Source organism: Micromonospora sp. LOL_021, assembly GCF_048060215.1.
Classification (GTDB): Bacteria; Actinomycetota; Actinomycetes; order Mycobacteriales; family Micromonosporaceae; genus Micromonospora_E.
In genome coordinates, this window is sequence record NZ_JBHMIN010000010.1 from 64,712 (window position 1) to 86,714 (window position 22,003).

The 22,003-nt window shown below is 72.2% G+C and carries 24 protein-coding genes and 1 riboswitch; of the genes, 15 read left to right on the forward strand and 9 right to left on the reverse strand.

From position 1 onward, the window contains the following. Nucleotides 1-166 precede the first annotated feature (166 nt). Complete coding sequence (locus ACFHWT_RS09505) at nt 167-724, reverse strand: hypothetical protein (protein WP_416594235.1); 558 nt, start codon at nt 722-724, stop codon at nt 167-169. Between the two features lie 115 nt (nt 725-839). On the opposite strand from ACFHWT_RS09505, the gene ACFHWT_RS09510 reads away from it, so the two are divergent. The 11 genes from ACFHWT_RS09510 to gcvP all read left to right on the forward strand — a co-directional run bounded on the left by ACFHWT_RS09510 (nt 840) and on the right by gcvP (nt 10,424). Further along, on the forward strand, nt 840-1,238 hold the full coding sequence (locus ACFHWT_RS09510; protein ID WP_416594236.1) for a hypothetical protein: 399 nt from the start codon (nt 840-842) through the stop codon (nt 1,236-1,238). A 118-nt stretch (nt 1,239-1,356) separates the two neighbouring features. Further along, a complete protein-coding gene (locus ACFHWT_RS09515) occupies nt 1,357-1,989 on the forward strand; it encodes a CDP-alcohol phosphatidyltransferase family protein (RefSeq protein WP_416594304.1) in 633 nt (210 codons plus the stop codon). Continuing rightward, complete coding sequence (locus tag ACFHWT_RS09520; protein WP_416594237.1) at nt 1,986-2,906, forward strand: DUF881 domain-containing protein; 921 nt, start codon at nt 1,986-1,988, stop codon at nt 2,904-2,906. The genes ACFHWT_RS09515 and ACFHWT_RS09520 overlap by 4 nt, the downstream gene beginning before the upstream one ends. Beyond that, the gene (locus tag ACFHWT_RS09525; protein WP_123601612.1) at nt 2,903-3,235 is read left to right on the forward strand and encodes a small basic family protein; all 333 of its coding nucleotides are present in this window, start codon (nt 2,903-2,905) and stop codon (nt 3,233-3,235) included. Before ACFHWT_RS09520 ends, ACFHWT_RS09525 begins: the two co-directional genes overlap by 4 nt. A gap of 10 nt (nt 3,236-3,245) precedes the next feature. Further along, nucleotides 3,246-4,109, forward strand: coding sequence for a DUF881 domain-containing protein (locus tag ACFHWT_RS09530; protein ID WP_416594238.1), 864 nt, complete (start codon nt 3,246-3,248; stop codon nt 4,107-4,109). Nucleotides 4,110-4,178: 69 nt separating this feature from the next. After that, nucleotides 4,179-4,559, forward strand: a complete 381-nt coding sequence (gene gcvH, locus ACFHWT_RS09535; protein ID WP_278174508.1) for a glycine cleavage system protein GcvH — start codon at nt 4,179-4,181, stop codon at nt 4,557-4,559. Between the two features lie 218 nt (nt 4,560-4,777). Continuing rightward, nucleotides 4,778-5,230 (forward strand): FHA domain-containing protein, encoded by a 453-nt coding sequence (locus tag ACFHWT_RS09540; RefSeq protein ID WP_123601610.1) that lies wholly within the window; start codon nt 4,778-4,780, stop codon nt 5,228-5,230. A 123-nt stretch (nt 5,231-5,353) separates the two neighbouring features. Beyond that, nucleotides 5,354-6,049, forward strand: coding sequence for a MerR family transcriptional regulator (locus tag ACFHWT_RS09545; protein WP_416594305.1), 696 nt, complete (start codon nt 5,354-5,356; stop codon nt 6,047-6,049). A gap of 92 nt (nt 6,050-6,141) precedes the next feature. Next, nucleotides 6,142-6,606 (forward strand): bifunctional nuclease family protein, encoded by a 465-nt coding sequence (locus tag ACFHWT_RS09550; RefSeq protein ID WP_416594239.1) that lies wholly within the window; start codon nt 6,142-6,144, stop codon nt 6,604-6,606. 158 nt (nt 6,607-6,764) lie between these two features. Beyond that, nucleotides 6,765-7,334, forward strand: a complete 570-nt coding sequence (locus ACFHWT_RS09555; RefSeq protein ID WP_416594240.1) for a MerR family transcriptional regulator — start codon at nt 6,765-6,767, stop codon at nt 7,332-7,334. A 95-nt stretch (nt 7,335-7,429) separates the two neighbouring features. Beyond that, nucleotides 7,430-7,527: riboswitch (glycine riboswitch) on the forward strand. A gap of 68 nt (nt 7,528-7,595) precedes the next feature. Next, nucleotides 7,596-10,424: an aminomethyl-transferring glycine dehydrogenase gene (gcvP, locus tag ACFHWT_RS09560; RefSeq protein ID WP_416594241.1), complete on the forward strand. Its 2,829-nt coding sequence runs from the start codon at nt 7,596-7,598 to the stop codon at nt 10,422-10,424. Nucleotides 10,425-10,474: 50 nt separating this feature from the next. Here the strand turns inward: gcvP and ACFHWT_RS09565 are convergent, their stop codons facing one another. Further along, nucleotides 10,475-10,675: a DUF5999 family protein gene (locus ACFHWT_RS09565; RefSeq protein ID WP_416594242.1), complete on the reverse strand. Its 201-nt coding sequence runs from the start codon at nt 10,673-10,675 to the stop codon at nt 10,475-10,477. A gap of 229 nt (nt 10,676-10,904) precedes the next feature. Between ACFHWT_RS09565 and def the strand changes: the two genes are divergently transcribed. After that, on the forward strand, nt 10,905-11,420 hold the full coding sequence (gene def / locus ACFHWT_RS09570) for a peptide deformylase (protein ID WP_416594243.1): 516 nt from the start codon (nt 10,905-10,907) through the stop codon (nt 11,418-11,420). Nucleotides 11,421-11,457: 37 nt separating this feature from the next. Here def and ACFHWT_RS09575 read toward each other — a convergent pair whose 3' ends face one another. Genes ACFHWT_RS09575 through ACFHWT_RS09590 form a run of 4 tightly spaced genes read right to left on the reverse strand, consistent with a single transcriptional unit; the run spans nt 11,458 to nt 16,204 of the window. After that, nucleotides 11,458-12,639: an alanine racemase gene (locus tag ACFHWT_RS09575; RefSeq protein ID WP_416594244.1), complete on the reverse strand. Its 1,182-nt coding sequence runs from the start codon at nt 12,637-12,639 to the stop codon at nt 11,458-11,460. Beyond that, nucleotides 12,636-14,381, reverse strand: a complete 1,746-nt coding sequence (locus ACFHWT_RS09580; RefSeq protein ID WP_416594245.1) for an IucA/IucC family protein — start codon at nt 14,379-14,381, stop codon at nt 12,636-12,638. The genes ACFHWT_RS09575 and ACFHWT_RS09580 overlap by 4 nt, the downstream gene beginning before the upstream one ends. Further along, complete coding sequence (locus tag ACFHWT_RS09585; protein ID WP_416594246.1) at nt 14,378-15,997, reverse strand: IucA/IucC family protein; 1,620 nt, start codon at nt 15,995-15,997, stop codon at nt 14,378-14,380. Before ACFHWT_RS09585 ends, ACFHWT_RS09580 begins: the two co-directional genes overlap by 4 nt. 60 nt (nt 15,998-16,057) lie before the next feature. Beyond that, nucleotides 16,058-16,204, reverse strand: coding sequence for a hypothetical protein (locus ACFHWT_RS09590; protein ID WP_416594306.1), 147 nt, complete (start codon nt 16,202-16,204; stop codon nt 16,058-16,060). On the opposite strand from ACFHWT_RS09590, the gene ACFHWT_RS09595 reads away from it, so the two are divergent. Continuing rightward, on the forward strand, nt 16,191-16,985 hold the full coding sequence (locus ACFHWT_RS09595) for an endonuclease/exonuclease/phosphatase family protein (protein WP_416594247.1): 795 nt from the start codon (nt 16,191-16,193) through the stop codon (nt 16,983-16,985). The genes ACFHWT_RS09590 and ACFHWT_RS09595 overlap by 14 nt on opposite strands. 60 nt (nt 16,986-17,045) lie before the next feature. On the opposite strand, the gene ACFHWT_RS09600 is transcribed toward ACFHWT_RS09595, so the two are convergent. Beyond that, nucleotides 17,046-18,044: a tyrosine-type recombinase/integrase gene (locus ACFHWT_RS09600; RefSeq protein ID WP_416594248.1), complete on the reverse strand. Its 999-nt coding sequence runs from the start codon at nt 18,042-18,044 to the stop codon at nt 17,046-17,048. 398 nt (nt 18,045-18,442) lie between these two features. Then, nucleotides 18,443-19,171: an SDR family NAD(P)-dependent oxidoreductase gene (locus ACFHWT_RS09605; RefSeq protein ID WP_416594249.1), complete on the reverse strand. Its 729-nt coding sequence runs from the start codon at nt 19,169-19,171 to the stop codon at nt 18,443-18,445. Between the two features lie 42 nt (nt 19,172-19,213). Between ACFHWT_RS09605 and ACFHWT_RS09610 the strand changes: the two genes are divergently transcribed. After that, nucleotides 19,214-20,098: a patatin-like phospholipase family protein gene (locus ACFHWT_RS09610; RefSeq protein ID WP_416594250.1), complete on the forward strand. Its 885-nt coding sequence runs from the start codon at nt 19,214-19,216 to the stop codon at nt 20,096-20,098. A gap of 85 nt (nt 20,099-20,183) precedes the next feature. After that, nucleotides 20,184-20,882: a hypothetical protein gene (locus tag ACFHWT_RS09615; RefSeq protein WP_282230784.1), complete on the forward strand. Its 699-nt coding sequence runs from the start codon at nt 20,184-20,186 to the stop codon at nt 20,880-20,882. A 102-nt stretch (nt 20,883-20,984) separates the two neighbouring features. Here ACFHWT_RS09615 and cydB read toward each other — a convergent pair whose 3' ends face one another. Then, a complete protein-coding gene (gene cydB / locus ACFHWT_RS09620; protein WP_416594251.1) occupies nt 20,985-21,983 on the reverse strand; it encodes a cytochrome d ubiquinol oxidase subunit II in 999 nt (332 codons plus the stop codon). Nucleotides 21,984-22,003 lie beyond the last annotated feature (20 nt).

The window sequence follows — 22,003 nt, forward strand, 5'->3', positions numbered from 1 at the left end:
ACATGACGCTCCGATACTAAAGAAGTCTCTCGATTGATCGCAGCCCGGTGACCCCGGTTCCACTAAACCTAGCGTCCTAGGCTGCACGGGGAATGTGCCGACCCCGTCCACAAACAACAGGGCCCCAGCGGATCGCAGCAGCCGGGTAGTACCTGAAGGACCTGAGTCAGCTCCGCCCGGTGGCATCGTCGGGCTGAGCATGGGAGAACAGCACCGGGGTCACCGGCCGGGTCCGGGAAGGCTCGGGTGCCGGCGGCGGAGGGTTGCCCGCCCCGGACTCCGCCGGCTGGTGCTCGCCGGTGAGCACCAGCAGCTCGTAGGCCCGTTCGGCGGGCAGTCGGCCGGTGACGATCGCGATCCGTAGCGGCACCGGTGGGGTTCCGGCGACGACGGCGACGGGCAGATCGAGCACCCTCGGGTCGACCTGCCGGCCAGCGAAATGCCCGGCGGCCGCCGGGGGCAGGTCCCGCCAGGGGCGGACGGTCTGCTCGGTGAATCCGTGGCTGGCCCATTGGTCAGCCTCCGCGTTGACCCGGTCGGCGACGTGCTGTGGGACCACGTCGCGACCGCCGAGGTCGTCGCTGAGCAGTGCTCGGGCGAGCGGGCTGAGCTGGTCGACCGGGTACCACCGGGTCCGCTGCGTACGACGGCGGGAGATGTCGCCGGGTGAGGCGTCGGCCGTGGACCGGTCACGCCGGGCGTCTGGTTCAAGGTGAGCCGGCATGCCCACCATCCAAGCATGATCGACTGCCGTCCCATGGCAAGGGGTCGCAGGTAGCGGGGATGTCGGACCGGGTGGGCCGGGGTTTGCCGACGACCCGTGCGGGTAGCCGGGCCGGGTGGCCGAGGAGCGGCAGGCGGTGGCACCGACGGCGGGCGTCGGGTCGCCGCTCGACGAACGGTGGGAGTACGGATACCTGTACTTCGTGCAGACGGTGGCACCTGCCGAAGGGGGTAAACAGCCGGCCGCCGGGCCGACGGTCACCGTGGTCGCTGACGGCGCGGGGCACCGGTGTCGGGTGTTGACCGGTCGACGGCTGGAGGTGCTCAACGAACTGGGTGGACAGGGTTGGATCGTCAGCGACGGCCTGTGGAGTCCGGAGCAGGCCCGGTGGCTGGCTGAACTGGTGGCGGGGGTGGACGGGGTGGAGCGGATGGTCGGCTATTGGCAGTCGTTCATGCGCCGCCGGGTGACCGTCGGCGGCGACGGCCACGGTGAGTCGGCAGGTGGTGGGTGAGGGGCGCGTTATAGTGGCGCTCGCCAGGTGACAGTGCCCCTTGGGGGACCGTCGGGCTCGTTCGCCGCCGCTCGTTTCCGGTCCGGTGGGACAGGCCGGTCGGAGCGGGGGAGAGGAAGTGTCGGTGTCGCGTCCGTCCGCGCAGTCCGCGTCGACGCGGACCGATGTGGCGAGTCAGGTCTTCACCATTCCTAATCTGATCAGTTTTGTCCGTTTGCTGGGTGTACCTCTGTTTTTGTATCTGTTCCTGGTGCACCGTGCTGACGTCGCAGCGCTGCTGGTGCTGGCCGTCGGCGGGACCAGTGACTGGGTGGACGGGTTCGTCGCGCGCCGGATCCGTCAGGTGTCCCGGCTCGGCGAACTGCTGGATCCACTCGCCGACCGGCTGTACATCCTGGCCACCTTGCTGGCGTTCACGGCCCGCGAGGTGATGCCGTGGGAGTTCACGGTGGCGTTGCTCAGTCGTGAAGTGCTGCTGGCCGGCTGCCTTGTCGTGTTACGCCGATTTGGCTATGGACCACCGCAGGTGCACTATGTAGGAAAGACTGCGACTTTCGTACTTTTGGCGGCGTTTCCCATTCTGTTGCTGTCCGCAGTGCTGGGATCCACCACGGCGGCGACGGTGGCGGCCGCGGTCGGATGGGGTCTGGCCTGGTGGGGTCTGGTGCTCTACTGGATCGCCGGCCTGTTGTACGTACGGCAGACCGCAGCGTTGGTCCGGGCCGCCGGAGCAGAAACGGAGCGGGCATGAGCGAGGCGGACCGCAGCGGTTCCGGCCCGCACCGTGGATACGCGCCGGACTTTCTGACCGAGCTGTTCCGGGCACCGCTGGACCCCGGCTACACGGACGCGGCGGCCCGCCGGTCGGTGACCGGACCACCGCAGGGTTGGCGTCGGGTGACGGCACGGGCCGCGATGGCCTTGTCGATGGCCGCGGTCGGCTTCCTGGTGGTGCTCGCCTACCAGAAGACGGTGGCGGAGGAACCGAGCCGGTCGCAGGCACGGGCCGGCCTGGTGGAGCAGGTGACCCAGCGCCAGACGGAGACCGACGAGTTGCAGAACCGGGTGGACGCGTTGCGGGACGAGGTGGCCCGGGAGCGCGACACGGTGCTGGACGGGGCCCGGGCGGCGGACCTGCGCGACCTGGAAGCCGCCGCAGGGCTGGCCCGGGTCACCGGCGACGGGGTGGTCGTCGAGTTGGCGGACGCGCCGGAAGTGGTGGATCCGGTGACCGGTGAGGGCTCGGTCAGCGAGTTGGGTCGGGTGTTGGACCGGGATCTGCAGGACGTGGCCAACGCCTTGTGGAGCGTCGGTGCCGAGGCGGTCGCGGTCAACGGCAGACGGCTGACCGCGACCTCGACGATCCGGGCGGCGGGCAGCGCCATCCTGGTCGATTTCCGGCCGGTGACCGGCCCGTACGAGGTGTCGGCGATCGGCCCGCCGTCGATGGTCGACGCGTTCGGGACGAGCCAGGCGGCTGCGGTGCTGCGGGCGGTCTCGGCTGATCACGGGTTGTCGTTCGGGGTCCGTTCGACTGATGATCTGATGTTGCCGGCGGCGAGTGAACCGCAGCTGCGGTACGCCCGCGCGCCGTCGGCGTCGTCCAGCCCGTCCGGGACGGGGGGCACCGACCCGTCCGTGACCGCCTCGGGAGGAGGCCCTCGATGATCGCCGTGTTGGCGCTGCTCGCCGGAATGCTGCTGGGGATCTACTTCGACCCGGTGGTGCCGGCGGTGCTGCAGCCGTACCTTCCGATCGCGGTGGTGGCGGCGTTGGACGCGGTGTTCGGCGGGGTCCGGGCCAAGTTGGACGGGATCTTCGACGACAAGCAGTTCGTGATCTCGTTCATCTCGAACGTTCTGGTGGCGGGTCTGATCGTGTATCTGGGCGATCAGTTGGGGGTCGGCGGGCAGTTGTCCACCGGTGTGGTGGTGGTGCTCGGGGTGCGGATCTTCGGCAACGTGGCGGCGATTCGACGGCATCTTTTCCGGGCGTGAGGCGTGGCTGATGGTGGAACGTAGGAATACCGGTACGGGCTGGCCGGACGCGGTGCCGGCGCGGTCGCCGGGTGCGGGTGCGCGGGTTCCGGCAGGGACCACGGAGCCGGTGGACGGTCCCGGCGCTGCGGTCGGCGGCGGCGCGGACGGGCCGTCGGGTGCCGGCTCGGGTCGGGGTTCCCGGCGGGTGTCCACGGCCGGGCTGATGATCGTGGGTTTGCTGGTGTTGCTCGGGTTCACCCTTGCCGTTCAGGTTCGCAGCACGTCGACGGACCCGACGTTGGCGGCGGCCCGCCAGGAGGATCTGGTGCGGATCCTGTCGGATCTGGAGGCCCGGGAGGAGCGACTGCGGCAGGACATCGCGGAGTTGGAGGCGAGTCAGCGGCAGTTGACCTCGGGTGCCGAGGGCCGGGCGGCGGCGTTGGAGGAGGCGTCGCGTCGGGCGGACGAGCTCGGGGTGCTGGGTGGCAGTCTGCCGGCGCAGGGGCCGGGCCTGCGGGTGCGGTTCGTCGCAGGTCGGGAGCCGATCCGGGCGTCGGAGCTGCTGGACGCGGTGCAGGAGCTGCGGGGTGCGGGTGCCGAGGTGATGCAGATCAGTGGCGGGGACGGTCGGTCGGTGCGGATCGTGGCGAGCAGCTACCTGCTGGACGTCGACGGCGGTGTGGAGGTGGACGGTGTGCGGTTGACCGGCCCGTACGAGGTGCTGGTGATCGGGGAGCCGTCGACGATGCGGACGGCGTTGAACATTCCGGGTGGGGTGGTGGCTTCGGTGTCCGGTGACGGCGGTACGGTGATCGTCGAGGAGCGCGAGGTGGTCGAGGTGTCGGCCTTGAGCGATCCGAGCCAGCTGCGGTACGCCCGCCCGGTCTCCTGATCGGACGGGGTGTCGTCGGTGGGCGGGTTGTCAGTGGTGGTGAGTGGTGCACAGACCGAAGGACCGGCCGTGATTCCAGAGGATCTGCGGTATACCGCGGAGCATGAGTGGGTGGCGGGTGACGCCGCCGGTCCTGTGCGGGTGGGGGTGACCCATTTCGCGCAGGAGGCGTTGGGCGACATCGTGTTCGTCGAGCTGCCTGCGGTCGGCGCCGAGGTGACGGCGGGCGAGCCGTGCGGTGAGATCGAGTCGACGAAGAGCGTGTCGGAGATCTACGCGCCGTTGACCGGCACGGTGGTGGCCCGTAACGAGGCGCTGGTGGACGCACCGGAGACGGTCAACGCCGACCCGTACGGTGCCGGTTGGTTGGTGCAGTTGTCGCCGGTTGATCCGCAGGCGGTGAGCGGGTTGCTCGACGCTGCGGCGTACCGGGAGCTCACCGAGCGCTGACCCGGCGGGGGCGGCGAGGTATCGTGTGCCCGCGAGTCTTGTTGACCCTTGTTTTCGGCGCTGGCTAGGCTCGCCCAGTCGACCGAGAAGCCAACAACAGTTGAGCGTTGCGGAAATTGCCGTCCTGGCACGGGGGAGCTTGCGCCTTGCGATCGTTCAAGGTCTGGTGGCCGACCCGACACACCCGACGCCGACCGAACAGATCCGTGAGGTGGTCCATGACGCGCCCAGACGACGAGTTCCCCCCGCTCGACGTCACGTCGACGTTGAACCTCGGTTCGCTCGACGAAGTGCTGGAGGGGCCGGACGCCGACGTGGTGCCGAGCCGGATGTCGGGTTCGTTGCCGCCGGGGATGGCGTTGCTGGTGGTGCGGCGGGGCCCGAACGCGGGGGCCCGGTTCCTGCTGGACCATGATGTGACGACGAGCGGCCGGCATCCGGACAGTGACATTTTCCTGGACGACGTGACGGTGTCGCGGCGGCACGCGGAGTTCCACCGTGACGGCGGTACCTTCACGGTGCGCGATGTGGGTAGCCTGAACGGCACCTATGTCAATCGTGAGCGGGTGGAGGCGGCGACCCTGAGCAACGGTGACGAGGTCCAGATCGGTAAGTTCCGGCTGGTCTTCATCGCCGGTCCGCGGCCGGACGAGGAGGCCGGCCGCGGTTGAGGTCCGGGGCGCGGACGGAGGTGGCTTCGTGCGCGGTGTGTGGCTGACGCCGGTCGGTGAGCCGGGGGTGTCGTGGTGAGTGAGCAGGCGGCGGCCCGGGAGGACGTGGCCGGTTCGTCGTTGATGAGCATCGGCGAGGTGCTGGCCCAGCTTCGCCCGGAGTTTCCGGACACGACGATTTCGAAGTTGCGGTTCCTGGAGGCTGAGGGCCTGGTGGAGCCGCAGCGGACGCCGTCGGGTTACCGCAAGTACAGCTGGGACGATCTGGACCGGTTGCGTTTCGTCCTGACGGCGCAGCGGGACCAGTACCTTCCGCTGCGGGTGATCCGTGAGCAGTTGGCGGCGCGGGACGCCGAGTCGGCGGCGGGCCGGTCGCGTCCGACGTTGGTGGCGGTCGGTCCGTCCGGTGAGGTGCCGGGCCGGTCGCCGGCGCAGGGGCAGCCGGCGCAGTCCCGGCTGAGTCGTACGGATCTGCTGTCTCGCAGTGGTCTCGAGTCGGCGACGTTGACCGAGGTGGAGCGGCTGGGTCTGGTGGTCGCGGTGGCACCGGGCTGGTACGACGCGGATGCGTTGGTGATCGCCACGGCGGTGGCGGGGCTGCTGCGGCACGGTCTGGAGGTGCGTCATCTGCGGGCGGTGCGGGCGGCTGCGGACCGCGAGTCGGGTTTGTTCGCCCAGTTGGTGGCGCCGTTGGCGCGGCAGAGTGATCCGGCGGCCCGGGCTCGGGCGGCGGAGACGGCGCGGGAGCTGATCGGGTTGTCGCAGCAGCTGCACGCGGCGCTGGTGCGGGCGGGTCTGCGGGGGGCGCTCGGCCGGTGAGGTGACTGGCGGGACCGGACGGTGGCGCTGTGGTCCGTGTACCGTGCAGGGAGGGCCGGAGCGGGTTAGGTGACGACGACACGGAGGCGGCGGTGCGTGAGCTGAGCGTGGTCGGGGTGCGGGTGGAGTTGCCCACCAACCAGCCGATCGTGCTGCTGCGTGAGGTGGACGGGGACCGTTACCTGCCGATCTGGATCGGTGCGGTGGAGGCCACGGCGATCGCGTACGAGCAGCAGGGCGTGAAGCCGGCGCGGCCGTTGACGCATGATCTGTTGCGGGACGTGTTGGCCGCGGTGCGGGCGCCGCTGCAGGCGGTGGAGATCACCGAGTTGAAGGACAACGTCTTCTACGCGGACCTGATCATCGGTGACAGTGTGCGGGTGTCGGCGCGGCCGAGTGATTCGATCGCGTTGGCGTTGCGGGTCGGTGCTCCGATTCGTTGTGCTGAGCAGGTGCTGTCCGAGGCGGGCATCCTGATTCCGGATGAGCAGGAGGACGAGGTCGAGAAGTTCCGGGAGTTCCTGGACCAGGTGCGTCCGGAGGATTTCGCGGGCTGACCGCTGCCGGCGGGTGTCATGCCCGTGGCGTGGTCGCCCGCACGCGGCGTGTCGCGGCCCGGGTTGCCTGGTACGGCCCGCTGCCGGCGTTAGGCTGGTCCTGTCGATCGGCTCATGTTCCGTCCTGGTGTGGGCCGCCCTGACGGGGAGGTTTCCGTATGCCCGCACAGCGAGAGCCGGAGCCGGGGTCGTCTGATGATGTTGACGGTGCCGGTTCGGACGCCGACGCCGTCGGCTATCGCGGAGTGACCGCCTGCCACGCGGTGGGGATCAGCTACCGGCAGTTGGACTACTGGGCGCGGACGGCGCTGGTGGTGCCGAGTGTGCGTGACGCGACAGGTTCGGGTTCGCAGCGGCTGTACTCGTTCCGCGACCTGGTGGTGCTGAAGGTGGTCAAGCGGCTGCTGGACGCGGGTGTGTCGCTGCAGAACATCCGTAGGGCGATCGAGACGTTGCGGTCCCGCGGTGTCGGGGACCTGGCGGGGATCACCCTGATTTCGGACGGGACGACGGTGTACGAGTGCCGTTCCCCTGAGGAGGTCGTTGACCTGTTGCAGGGCGGCCAGGGCGTGTTCGGGATCGCGATCGGCGGGGCGTTCAAGGAGATCCAGGGGTCGTTGTCGCAGCTTCCGGCGGAGCCGGCGGTGACTTCCGAGCCGGAGGTGGTGGCGCCGGTGGCCGGGGGCGACGAGTTGGCGGCTCGGCGGGCCCGCCGCCGCGCCGGCTGAACGGCGGCACCCGGATCGACCCGGCCGGGGCAGGCTTCGTGATCGACGTCACCGCCCCGCAGGGCGGGTGCTGCCGGTAGCGTGGAGGCCGCCGTAGATCCCGTGTGGGAGAGACCGTCCGCTACCCGGTGGGCGGCGCCGAAGGGGCAAATCCTCCCCGGAACCTCTCAGGCAGAAGGACCACACGGGTTGGCGACTCTGGAGGCGGCGGCGCCGACAGAGGGGGAGGTTGCCTGCCGACCTCGTCCCGGGAGCCGCCTGGTGAGTGCCTCGTCCCTGTTCGTCGACCGTCACGTCGGCGTTGATCCGGTCGCCCAGCAGCGGATGCTGGATGTCGTCGGCTACGAAAGCGTCGCTGAGCTGATGGACGCCGCCATTCCCGAGGTGATCCGCTGGCGGGGCCGGCTGGATCTGCCGGAGCCGGTCAGCGAGCCGGAGGTGACGGCCGCGTTGCGGCGGCTGGCCGACGCGAACACGGCGGCGGTGTCGATGATCGGGGCCGGCTACCACGGCACCCACACGCCGGCGGTGATCCGCCGCAACGTGCTGGAAAATCCCGCCTGGTACACCGCTTACACCCCGTACCAGCCGGAGATCAGCCAGGGCCGGTTGGAGGCGCTGCTGACGTTCCAGACGATGGTGTCGGATCTGACCGGGCTGGCCACGGCGAACGCGTCGATGCTGGACGAGGCGACCGCTGCGGCGGAGGCGATGACGTTGGCGCGGCGGGCGTCGAAGTCACACAGCGACGTGTACGTGGTGGACGCCGACACGTTGCCGCAGACGGTGGCGGTGTTGCGGACCCGGGCGGAGCCGCTGGGTGTGCGGGTCCGGGTGTGTGATGTGCGGGACGGCCTGCCGGACGAGTTCTTCGGGCTGCATCTGCAGTTCCCGGGCGTGTCGGGGCGGCTGCGTGACGACGCCCCGGTGGTGGCGGCGGCGCACGCGGTCGGGGCGCTGGTGACGGTGGCGGCGGACCTGTTGGCGTTGACGTTGCTGCGCCCGCCGGGGGCGTACGGTGCGGACGTGGCGGTCGGCACCACGCAACGGTTCGGGGTGCCGATGGGGTTCGGCGGTCCGCACGCCGGCTATCTGGCGGTGCGTTCCGGCCTGGAACGGATGCTGCCGGGCCGGCTGGTCGGGGTGTCCCGGGACGCGGCCGGTGACCGGGCGTACCGGCTGGCGTTGCAGACCCGGGAGCAGCACATCCGCCGGGAGCGGGCGACCAGCAACATCTGCACGGCGCAGGTGCTGCTGGCGGTGATGGCCGCCATGTACGCGGTGTACCACGGTCCGCAGGGGTTGACGGCGATCGCGCAGCGTACCCATGCGATGGCTGCCCGGTTGCGGGCCGGTCTGGCCGCCGGCGGGGTCGCGGTGGCGGACGGGCCGCTGTTCGACACGGTGACCGCGACGGTGCCGGGTGGGGCCGCCGCGGTGGTGGCGCGGGCGGCGGAGCGGGGGGTGAACCTGCGGCTGGTGAACGCTGACACGGTGTCGGTGGCGTGCGACGAGACCACCACCGAGGAGCATCTGGCGGTGGTGTGGGCGGCGTTCGGGGCGGCCGCGTACGTAGGGGAGACGCCGCTGGTGATCCCGGCCGGGTGGCGGCGCACCGGTGGGTTCCTCACCCACGAGGTGTTCCACGCGTACCGCAGCGAGACGGCGATGCTGCGGTATCTGCGGCGGCTCGCCGACGCCGACTACGCCCTGGACCGGGGGATGATCCCGTTGGGGTCGTGCACGATGAAATTGAACGCGGCGGTGCAGATTGAGCCGGTCAGCTGGCCGGGGTTCGCCGACGTGCACCCGCTGGCGCCGGCCGGGCAGACGGCCGGGTACCGGCAGCTGATCGGCGAGTTGGAGGGTTGGCTGGCGGAGGTGACCGGCTACGACGCGGTCAGTGTGCAGCCCAACGCCGGGTCGCAGGGGGAGCTGGCCGGGCTGTTGGCGATCCGCGGCTTCCACCGGTCGCGGGGGCAGGCGCGGCGGGACGTGTGTCTGATTCCGTCGTCGGCGCACGGCACGAACGCGGCGAGCGCGGTGATGGCGGGCATGCGGGTGGTGGTGGTCGGCTGCGACGCCGACGGCAACGTCGACGTCGACGACGCGGCGCGGCTGATCGCCGTCCACGGTGACGACCTGGCGGCGATGATGGTGACGTATCCGTCGACGCACGGCGTGTACGAGGACGGTATCGCCGAGTTGTGTGCCCGGGTGCACGACGCCGGCGGGCAGGTGTACGTCGACGGGGCGAACCTGAACGCGTTGCTGGGGTTCGCCCGGCCGGGCCGGTTCGGGGCGGACGTGTCGCACCTGAACCTGCACAAGACGTTCTGCATTCCGCACGGCGGTGGCGGGCCGGGGGTGGGGCCGGTCGCGGTGCGGGCGCATCTGGCGGCGTTCCTGCCGGGTGATCCGGTCGGCGTCGACGACGCCGACCGGCCGGTGGTGTCGGGAGCCCGGTACGGTTCGGCCGGGATTCTGCCGATCCCGTGGGCGTATCTGCGGCTGATGGGGGCCGACGGGCTGGTGCGGGCGACCGGGGCGGCGGTGCTGGCGGCCAACTATGTGGCGGCGCGGCTGCGGCCGCGTTTTCCGGTGCTGTACGCCGGCAACAAGGGTCTGGTGGCGCACGAGTGTGTGCTGGATCTGCGGGCGTTGACCCGGGCGACCGGGGTGACCGTCGAGGATGTGGCGAAACGGTTGATCGACTACGGGTTCCACGCGCCGACGATGTCGTTCCCGGTGGCCGGCACGCTGATGGTGGAGCCGACCGAGAGTGAGGACCTGGCGGAACTGGACCGGTTCTGCGACGCGATGATCGCGATCAGGTCGGAGATCGACGACGTCGCGGCCGGCCGGTGGCCGGTGGCGGACAGCCCGCTGCGGCAGGCACCACACCCGGCGGCGCTGGTCACCGCCGACGAGTGGGCGCTGCCGTACCCGCGGTCGGTGGCGGCGTACCCGGCGGGGCCGGGGCAGCGGGCCGGGAAGTACTGGCCGCCGGTGCGGCGGGTCGACAGCGCCTACGGTGACCGGAATCTTGTGTGCGCGTGTCCTCCCCCGGAGGCGTTCGCCGCCGGCTGAGGACGGGTTCGGGTCGGCTCGACGGTGAGCCTGCGATGGGTCGCGGCCGGTCAGGCGGCGAGGGCGTGCCGGGCGGGGCCGCGGTGCGGGGCGATGCTGCTGCCGTCGGGAAGCAGCTCACCGGTGTCCTCGAAAACGATGACACCGTTGCAGAGCAGGCTCCAGCCCTGTTCGTGGAAGCAGGCGACGACGCGGGCCGCTTCCCGGTCGACGGCGTCAGCCGAGGGACAGATCGGTTGGTGCTGGCACATCGGGATCTCCGGGAGCTGTGGGGGGTGCTGTGTCATGGTTCACATGACCAGTGATGAACGTTACCAAGCCGAACGACACCATTCCGGGCAGGTGACGGCCTGCGGGACCAAGAATCCCCCCTTCGGCCGATGCATGTCGGACCGGTCGGCGTGGAAACGCTCCCACACATCCTAGGCCCCGGCCGCCACCCGCACCGGCCACCGGCCCGCCCCGGGTAACCTGACCGCCATGACCATGCGCCCGATCCGGATCATCGGCGACGCCGTACTGCGCACCCCCGCCGAACCGGTCACCGACTTCGACCGCACCCTGCGCGCACTGGTCACCGACCTGATGGACACCCTGCTCGGCGCCCCCGGCCGCGCCGGCGTCGCCGCCCCGCAGATCGGCGTCAGCGCCCGCGTGTTCGTCTACGACGCCGACGGCCACCGCGGCCACGTCGTCAACCCCCGACTGGAACCACCCGCCGGCAACCTGTCACCCGACGACACCGACACCGACGACGAAGGCTGCCTGTCCATCCCCGGCCTGTACTTCCCGACCACCCGCGCCCGCCGCGCCACCGTCCACGGCGTCGACCAGCACGGCCGACCCGTCACCGTCACCGGCAGCGGATTCCTCGCCCGCGCCCTGCAACACGAGACCGACCACCTCGACGGCCGCCTCTACGTCGACACCCTGCGCGGCGACACCCGCCGCCGGGCGCTGCGCGAAATCCGCGCCGCCCGCTGGGCCCGCAACTGACCCTCGCCCCGACCCCGACGCGACCGGCCGGGCCTTCTCACACCACCACCATCCGCGGGTACGGATGCCGCAGAAAATCATGATGCGAGATGTCCCACCCGTACGCGCCGGCCCGGCCGAACACCACCACATCACCCACCCGTAGCCGCCCCACCACCTGCCCCCGGCACAGCACGTCGCGCGGCGTACACAACTCACCCGCCACATCCACCTCCGCTGCCGCCACCTGCGGCCGGGCGAACGGATACGGCCACCGGTCCACCGGCACCACCCCGAACGGATGGTCGTACCCCCACGCCGCCGGCAACCGAAAATGGTGCGTACCACCCCGCACCACCGCGAACCACCGGCCCTGCGTCCGCTTCAGATCCACCACCTGCGTCACATACCAGCCGGCGTCCGCCACCAGCAGCCGGCCCGGCTCGAACACCAGCCGCACCCCCGAGGGCACCGCCAACCCCGCCAACCCGGCCCGCAACGCCACCAGATCGAACCGCCGCCCACCCCGGTAGTCCACCCCGAAGCCACCGCCCACGTTCACGTACTCCAACCCCACCCCCCACCGCCGCGCCGCCGCCACCGCCCAGCCCACCGCATCCACCACGAACCCCGCATGCGCCACCGCGTCCACGTTGTTCGACACCGCGTGCAGGCTGAACCCCACCAGCCGCACGCCCGGCAACCCCGCCGCCACCTGCACCACCGCACCCAGATCGGCCTCGTCCACCCCGAACTGCGTCGCCGCCCCCGCCATCCGGTGACTACCCGCCAACCCGCCACCCGGCCGGTTCACCCGCAGCGCCGCCACCGCCGGCACCCCCGCCGCCCGCGCCACCAGATCCAGCCGGCGCAACTCGAACCCACTCTCCACGTTCACCACCGCACCCGCCGCCACCGCCGCCGCCAACTGCCCGTCCGTCTTCGCCGGCCCACCGAACACCACCTGCCCGGCACCCGCCGCCACCGCCGCCGCCAACTCACCACCCGACGCCACCTCCACCCCGTCCACCGCCGCCGCCAACTCCGCCACCACCGCCGGATGCCCGTTCGCCTTCATCGCGTACAGCAACACCGCACCCGCCGGCAACGCCGCCCGCACCCGCGCCGCCACCGACCGCAACACCGCCCGGTCGTACACGTACGCACACACCGGCTCGTCACCGGCGGCCAACTCCGCCACCACCGCCGCCACCCGCGGCGGCACCACCACACCCGTCACCGCGCCCCCTCCGGCGGACCACCATCGAACCCGGCCGCACCCAACGGATTACGCACCGGCACATACACGTCCCCGGCACCGGTCAACCGCATCCGCACCAACGCCTTGTGCGCCACCATCGGCGCCGTCCACGCCCGATGATCATCAGCCGCCCACCCAGCGGCGACCCCACCCGCCGACCGCAACCCGTCATACACCTCGTCCACCACCTCCCGCACCACCCGCCACGCCGCCGCCTCGTCGACCCCCCACCCGGACACCAACCCCAGCACCACCTCACCCAGATGCGCCTGCAACGCCGTGTACCCCAACTTCGCCCGCATCACCGCCGCGTCGTCGGTACCCACCACCGAACCCGCCGCCAACCCCACCTCGACCCCCGCCGCCGCCAACCGCGGCAACAACAACCGCAGACCCGCGAAATCCCGCACCACCAACCGGAACGGCACCCCGCCCCGGAACGTCGGCAGACAGTTCTGCAGATGCGCCTCCAACGCCACCCCGAACCGACTAGCCAACCGCAGCAACGGCGGCAACACCACCCGCGCGTACGCCCCCAGGAACCCCAACCCGGCCGCCGCCCCCACCAGCCCCCGCACCCCACCGAAATCCGCCACCCGCCGCCCCAACTGCGCCGCCGTCACCAACGCCACCCCCGGCACCGCCACCTCACCCGGCGCCAACCGCCCCGCCAACCCGTCCCGCACGATCACCGACATGTCCCGCCCCGACCCCACCCGCACCGCCGACCCCGCCACCTCCGGCAGCAACACCAGCCGCCGCGCCGCCACCTCGTCGGCCGCCACCAACGACGCCAACACCGTCGACAACGCCGGACCGTTACGCACACTCGCCACCGAGATCGTCCGCCGCGTCGACGTCACCTGAATATCCACCGACACCTTCAGATACCGCCGCGAACCGTCCCGCCCCGCCGGCAGCAGCACCGTACGCACCGCCGCCGTCGGCACCGCCGGCACCACCCCCGGCAACAACCGCACCACCCCCCGATCCAGCAGATCCGCGTACCGCGACGACACCACCGACCGTTGCCACACATGCACCGGCTGCACCACCCAGCCCGGCGGCGCCACCGGCACCTGCGGATACCAACGCGCCAACTCCGCCGCCACATCCGCACCCACATGCAGATCCCGGCGCACCGCCACGAACCCGACCCCCGTCGCCGGCGACTCCACATCGTGCGCCACCACATCCGCCACCGACCACCCCAACCGGGTCCGCCCACACGGATGCAGGTTGTGCCCCGCCACCGCCAGCCGCTCAGCCCACACCCCCCACCCGTCCGGATCATCCGGACCCCACGCCGGATGAGGCCGCGCCGCCGCCACGGCCAGATTCACCACCGCGTCGGTCAACTCCACCGCCAACGCCCACCCCCGCCGCCGCGCCAACACCGACACCGGCAACACCGCCAACGGATCCGGCACCGACCCCGCGTCGGCCACGAACCGGTCGAACCCGTGCCACCGACCCGCACCCCGCCACGACCGGCGCACCCCACCCACATCCTCCCGGCACAACGCGTCCACCAACCGCCCACCGACCACCCCCGCCGCCCACGGCACCGCCTCCCGGAACCCCGCCACCAGCTCCGGCGCCACCCGCCCCAACCCGGCCACGGCCGACGCCACCGCCGCGTCCACCCCGACCACACCCAACCCGCAACCACACGACCGGCCCCCGGACAGCACCCCCACCGCCGACCCGGCCCCGCTCACCACGCACCCGCCAACGGACTCGTCACCCACGCCCACCGCGGCGTCAACGGATCCGACGCCAACCGCATCGACAACGTCGCCTTCACCGGCCACCGCCCACCCAGCACCGCCGCCGCCACCGACCCCCGCACCGCCGACGGCAACCCCGCCACCACATCCCGCGCCACCACCGCCACCGCCCGCCACAACACCTGCGGCTCCACCCCGAACTCCCGGGCCAGCACCGCCACCGGCTCACCCAACGCAGTCCCCACCGCCGCCACCGCCGTCACCGCCACCTCCGCCGGATCCTCGGCCACCACATCGCCGTACACCACCGGCACCGGCACACCCGCCCCAGCCAGCCGCCGCACATCCAACCGCACCCCACCCACGTCCCGGTACCACACCCGCACCAGCCTCCCACCGCGCCACACCAGCAGGACGTTCTGCCCGTGCGCCTCCAGCCCTACCCCCCGACCCAGCAACTCCACCACCGGCCCCAGCACCACCCGCGCCAACCGCGACACGAACGCCACCGGATCACCGCCGTACCCCGCCCGCACCAGACCCGCCACCACCGACGGACCACCCGGCACCCCCACCGGCGCAGCCAACGCCGCCACCGGCATCACCTGCACCCCCGGTCCCACCCGCGGCACCCGCCGCCGCACCACCGCCAACGACCGACACAACCCCCCGTCGACCACCACCGCCCCCGCAGCCACCTCCGGCAACACCCACAACCCCGGCACCCGCCGCGCCAACCGCGCCACCAACGCCGTCACCACCGGACCGTTACGCACCGCCGCCTCCGACACCGTCCGCACCGCACTGGTCATCTGCACATCCACCGCCGTCTTCCACTGCCAACCCCCGCCCGACGCCACCGTCCGCAACGACAACAACGGCCGCACCCGCACCACCCGGCCGGTACGCCGCAACCACCCGTACCCGCCCAGCACATGATCCCGCTGCCACGGATGCACCGGCAGCAGCGGCGGCAACCCCGCACCCGAACTCACCCACCGGTCACCCGGCACCGCCACCAACTCCAACTCCACCACCGGCCGATGCTCCGGCGCGTACGCCAGCACCTCCTCCGTCGACATCCCCACCCGGGTCCGGCAGCCCGGATGCACCGGATGCCCGTCCACCACCACCTGCTCCCACCCGAGCGCCGACCGGACCAGACCCCCGCCACCACCCGCCACCGCCCGCGCACCCCGCGCCAACGCCAGATTCGCCACGCTGTTCGCCAGCTCACCGGCGACCGCCCCGCAACCGGGCAACCCCAGCACCGACAACAACTCCGCCGGGTCCGCCACCGCCCGGTCACCCGCCGGGTCCGCCACCGACACCCGCAGCCCCGGGCCCGCCGCCGCGAACAACTCCGCCGCCGACGCCGGCCCCACCACCCGCCGCCCGTCGACCAACCCCAGCACCAGGCGGCCGTCGACCACCCGACGGTCCGTCACCTGCGGCACCGGTTCACGCCCCAACGCACCCCACAACCGCGCCAGCACCGCCGCCCGCGCCCCCGGCACCGCCGCTGCCACCGCGTCCACCAGCTCCGGCCGGCACCGCCGCACCGCCGTCACCGTCGCTGCCACGTCCGGACACTCCACCGACGACACCGCACCTCCCACGGACCTCGGCCTCCGCCCACCAGCCAACCGACCCACCACCGGCAGGCCTCATCGGCCCCGACGCCGCCGCAGCCACACCCCGCACCAGCCCACCGCCAGGAACACCAGAGCGCTACAGCACAACGCCTTCACCACCATCCCGCCACCCTGCCACACCACCCACACCCCGTAAGGTGCCCATGTGCGGATGGCCACCTACAACCTGCTGCACGGACGGTCACCCCACGACGGGCACGTCGACCCCGACCGGATCACCGCCACCATCGCCGGCCTCGACGCCGACATCTGCGCCCTGCAGGAAGTCGACCACGCCCAACCCCGCAGCGGTCACCTCGACCTGACCGCGCTGGCCGCCGCCGCGCTCACCGCCGGCACCCACCGGTTCGCCGCCGCCCTCGTCGGCACCCCCGGCACCACCTACCGGGTGCCCCGTCACGACCACGACGGACACGACGAACCCCGCTACGGCGTCAGCCTGATCAGCCGGTACCCGGCCCGGCACTGGCGAGCCGTCCGCCTCGCCCCGGCCCCCGTACCCGCACCGGTCGCCGTCGGCGGCCCCGGCCCCCGGCTGCTGCTCCTGCGCGACGAACCACGGGTGCTGCTCGCCGCCGTCCTCGACACCCCGCACGGCCCCGTCACCGTCGCCGCCACCCACCTGTCGTTCGTCCCCGGCTGGAACCTGCGCCAGCTGCGGATCGTCACCCGCGCCCTGCGGGCCATGCCGCCGCCGCGGCTCCTCCTCGGAGACCTCAACATGCCGGCCGGTGTGGCGGCGGCGGCCACCGGATGGCGGCCGCTGGGCCGGCTGCCCACCTACCCGGCCGCCCGACCCCGGATCCAACTCGACCACATCCTGCTCGACCCGCGTGACGCGCCGCCCGCGCTGACCGACGTGACCGCCGTCACCGCCCCGGACGTCGCCGTTTCCGACCACCGCCCGCTGACCGTCACCGTCTCGACCGCCACCCGGTAGCCGCGCTGGCCCCGAACCGGTCGGGGGGCCAGCGCGGCTACCGGCCCGACCAGCCCCGGTTCAGGCAGGCCCGACGACTTGGCGCAGCGACCGGTTCGACCGGTTGGCCCGCACCGCCGCCCGCTGCTGGTCGGCCGTCACCTCGATGTAGTTCTGGCTGGCCGTGAGGCTCGCATGCCCCAGCAGCCGCATGATCTCGGCGGCGTTCGCCCCGTCCTCGGCCAACCGGGTGGCGAACGTGTGTCGCAGCGCGTGCAGCTGCGCACCCCGCGGCACCCGCTCGGTGATCCCGGCCCGCCGGAAACACGACCGCACCAGGTACTGCAGGCCGCCGCGCCGCAGGGCGGCACCGTGCCGGTCGACCAGCAGCGGACCTCCGGGGCGTACCGACCGGGGGCCGAACCGTCGTCGCCGGCTGGCCAGGTAGCCGTCGACGACGACGTCGACGGCCGACTCCACCGGGACGGTCCGCAGCCGGCCGCCCTTGCCGGCCACCTCGATCCGGCGTTCACCGGGACGTCCCGCGACCGAGCCGACCCGCAGACCGAGCAGCTCGCCGAGCCGCAGACCGGCGCACAGCGCCAAGGCGACCACCAGCAGGTCGCGCTCTGGCCACGGGTCGCGTTGGCGGGGGTCGGTCCGCGCGGCGGCGGCCAGCAGTGTCTCGGGTGTCTCCTCGCCCCGCAGCGGCTTCGGTAGTGGCACCGGGGCCCGGGGGCGGCCCACGGCGGGCATCGGGTTCCCGGCGGCGATGCCGTCGGCGACCAGGAAGTTGAACCACGAGTTCCACGTCGACCAGGCCCGGTGTACCGATGCGGGGGAGCGGGGGGCCGCGAACCGGGCGAAGGCGGCGCGGAGCCGTCGTTGGTCCAGTGCGTCCAGCGGTACGTCGGTCCAGGGCAGGGGAGTCGGCTCGGTGGAGTCGCCGATGAGGCGGAGGACGGCGACGAGGTCCCGGCGGTAGGCGTCCAGGGTGTGCGGGGAGGGTTTGCGGGAGGCGCGGTCAGCGAGGAAGTCCTCGACGAGCCGTACCGCCACCAGATCCACAAATTGGTGCATAAGGGATATTATGCATGTTTCTCGGATAGCCGCCAGAGCCGACCAGAGTGGATCCGAACCGGCAGGGGAGGTCGACCGGGGCGGGGATCGCGTTCCGGCCGCCGTCGATGCCCGCCGCCGCTGCGACGCTGGAAGCGGACAGGTCACCGACGGCTCGTGGCCGCGCTGGGAAGTGAACGCCGCCCGGTGATCGGGGCGCGGGGAAGTACGCGGCGTCCGACCCGGTGAGCTCACGTCAGGCCAGCCGAGCCGGCCAGTCGCCTCCATCAAACCTCTAATTGACATAATGTGAATTATCGACCCGGCTACGAAGAGGTTCTGTGGTCCGTGTCCTGCGACGCAGGCCCAGGTTTCGTCCCGCACGCCTGCCCGGTGCCGGCGCTCGACGGTGCGTCGACTCACAGTCCGCCGGCGACGCGGATCACCGTCCCGGTGGTGTACGACGCCTCGTCGCTGAGCAGCCAGGCGACGGCGCCGGCAATCTCCGCTGGCCGCCCCGCCCGGCGCAACGGCACCGTCGGCGCGATCCGGGCCGGTCGGTTCGGTTCGCCGGACAGGGCGTGGATGTCAGTCCAGACCGTGCCCGGCGCGACGCCGTTGACCCGGATGCCGCGGGGTCCGAGTTCCTTGGCCAGGCCGACGGTCAACGTGTCGGTGGCGGCCTTGACGGCGGCGTAGTGCACGTACTCGCCGGGACTGCCGAGGGTGGCGGCGGCCGACGACACGTTGACGATGGCGCTGCCGGCGGACATCCGCCGGGCGGCCTGCTGGGCGCAGAGGACGTAGCCGACGAGGTTGACGTCGACGACCCGGCGCAGGTCGTCGACGGTGAGGTCGACGAAGGGTCCGATCCGGCTGGTGACGCCGGCGTTGTTGACCAGTCCGGTGACCGGTCCGAGTTCGGCGGCGTCGTCGAACAGGGCGGTGACGGCGTCGGGATCGGTGGTGTCGACGGCGACGGTGACGGCACGGCGGCCGAGCGCGTGGACGTGGTGGCGTACCGCCTCGGCGGCATCGGCGTCGGACCGGTAGCCGATGACGAGGTCGTGTCCGGCGGCGGCGAGTCGGCGTACGGTCGCGGCGCCGATCCCCCGACTGCCGCCGGTGACCACGGTGACCGGTGTCATCCGGCGCTCCTCTCCCCTGCTGCGTCGTGTCCGGGCCCGCCGATGACGTTACCGGCGGCGGTGGCGGGCAATAGACACGGTGTGGCGGGTTCGCGGGCGTTGGTGCTGGGCAGCGGCGGGGTGACCGGGGTGGCCTGGCAGATCGGGGTGTTGTCCGGGCTGGCGCGGGCCGGGGTCGAGCTGGGCGGGGCCGATCTGGTGATCGGGACGTCGGCCGGTGCGGTGGTGGGCGCGCAGTTGTGTTCCGGCGCGGACCCGGCGCGACTGTACGCGGGGCAGCTGGTTCCGGGTGAGTCGTCGTCGGACCGGATGGGGCCGGGCGCGGTGTCGTGTCTGTTGTGGTCGGCGGTGGCTGCCCGGGACGGCCGGCGGGCGCGGGCGAGGATCGGCCGGTACGCGGTGTCGGCGGCCGGGTCGGGAGTGTCGCGGCGGCCGGTGTTCGAGGAGGCGTTGCCGTCGTGGTCGTGGCCGCGGCGGCGGTTGTGGGTGACGGCGGTGGACGCGGACTCGGGGGATTTCGTGGTGTTCGGCGGCCCGGGACGCGGGGCGGATCTGGTGGACGCGGTGTCGGCGAGTTGCGCGGTGCCGGGGGTGTGGCCGCCGGTGCGTATCGGTGGTCGGCGGTTCGTCGACGGTGGGATGCGGTCGGCGACGAACGCGGACCTGGCGGCCGGGTTCGCGTCGGTGGTGGTGCTGGCGCCGATCAGTTGGGGGCTGGGTCATCTGCGGCCGGTGTCACGGCAGGTGGCGGCGTTGTCGGCGGATGTGGTGGTGGTGTCGCCGGACCGGTGGGCGCGGCGGGCAATCGGGCGGCGGCTGCTGGATCCGGCGCGACGGCCGGGGGCGGCGCGGGCCGGGTACCGGCAGGGTCTGCTGGTGGCTGACCGGGTGCGTGGCGTGTGGGGTGGTGTCGCCGGGTCGGGGTGATCGTGGGTGGTGGGGTCGCGGTCGACGGTGTCGGCGGTGGCTGGTAGGAAGGTCAGCACTCAAACAGGTGTACGGAAAGGGTGTCATGGCTGCCGCGGGTGCTGTTGCGGGTGGGTTGTCGGAAGAGGAGCTGGGGGTGATCCGGGAGGCGGTGTCCGCCGGCCGTAAGCCGAAGGTGATGTTCACCGAGTCGGCGGGGCAGATCGCCGGTCAGGTCGGTCAGGTGGTGGGTCTGGGTGACCCGGCGGTGTCCGACGAGTGGGTGGTGGTGCGGTTCGGTCGTGACGAGTTGCCGTTCTCCCCCGCTGATCTGGTGGTGGCGCCGCGGGGCGCGTCGGGTCGGCGGGCGGAGCCGAAACCGGAACCGGTGGAGCCGGTGGCGGAGCCGGAGTTCAAGTTGGGTGAGCCGCCGGTGGTGCCGGTGGCGCGTCGGGAGGACACGGAGGGGTCCACGGTGGATGCTGGTGCGGAGAAGCCGGTGCGGCGGGCGGCGAAGGCCGCCAAGCCGAAGGCGCCGGCCGGGTTGACGGTGACGTTGGCGTACACCGACGGCGAGTGGACGGTTGCGGCGACGCAGGGGGCGAAGGCGTTGGCGAAGCCGTACGTGGTCCGGCCGGCCGAGGCGTTGAAGATGGTGGCGTTGGTGGACGTGCCGGGTGTCCATGAGGCGGTGGAGCAGATCCTGGCGGCGGAGCGGGCCGAGGCGCAGCGGCAGGCGGAGAAGTTGCGGGCGGAGCTGGCTGAGGTGGAGGCACGGTTGGCGGAGTTGCCGGAGGTCGGTTGACGCCCGCCGCGTACCGTCGGTGCCCGCTCGACACAGCGGATGGTCCAGCAGGCATCGACGGTGCGCGGCGGCTTCGCCGGCGACGGGGCGACGTGGCGCGGGTCAGTGGCTGGGTTGGTCGGTGACGCTGACGCGGCGGCGAAAGATCCAGTAGGTCCAGCCCTGGTAGAGCAGGACGACGGGGGTGAGCGCGGCGGCGACCCAGGTCATGATGGTCAGGGTGTAGGGGGTGGATGCGGCGTTGGTGGTGGTGAGGGTGCCGGCGGGGTCGGTGGTGGACGGTAGGACGGTCGGGAACAGGGTGGCGAACAGGGCGGCGACGGCGAGGCCGATGGCGGTGGCGGTGCCGGTGAAGGCCCAGCCTTCGCGGCGTACCTGATTGGCGGCCAGTCCGGCGACGAGGGCGAGCGCCGCGGTGACGGCGAGGGCGACGGCGGTGGGGTTGGCGCGGATGGTGAGGGTCCAGGCGAGGAAGGTGCCGGCGAGGGCGACGGCGGCCAGGCCGGTCCAGCCGGCGACGCGGCGGGCGCGGTGGCGCAGTTCGTCGGTGGTCTTGAGGGCGAGGAAGACGGCGCCGTGGGTGATGAACAGTGCGGTGGTGGTGGCGCCGCCGAGCAGGGCGTACGGGGTGAGCAGGGTGAGCAGGGTGCCGGTGTATTCGTGGTCGGCGTCCAGTGGCACGCCGGCGACGATGTTGGCGAAGGCGACGCCCCAGAGTGCGGCGGGGATGACGGAGCCGGCGAGGATGGCGTTGTCCCAGCGGGTACGCCACTGGGTTTCGGGGCGTTTGTCGCGGTATTCGAGGGCGACGCCGCGCAGGATGAGGGCGATGAGGATGAGCAGCAGCGGTAGGTAGAAGCCGGAGAAGAGGGTGGCGTACCACTCGGGGAAGGCGGCGAACATGGCGCCGCCTGCGGTGATGAGCCAGACCTCGTTGCCGTCCCAGACGGGTCCGATGGTGCTCAGCGCGGCGCGTCGTTCGGGTTCGGTGCGGCCGATGAGGCGGGCGAGGACGCCGACGCCGAAGTCGAATCCTTCGAGGATGAAGTAGCCGGTGAACAGGACGGCGATGAGCCCGAACCAGACGGTGGTGAGTTCCACGAGGGGTCTCCGGTTGGTGG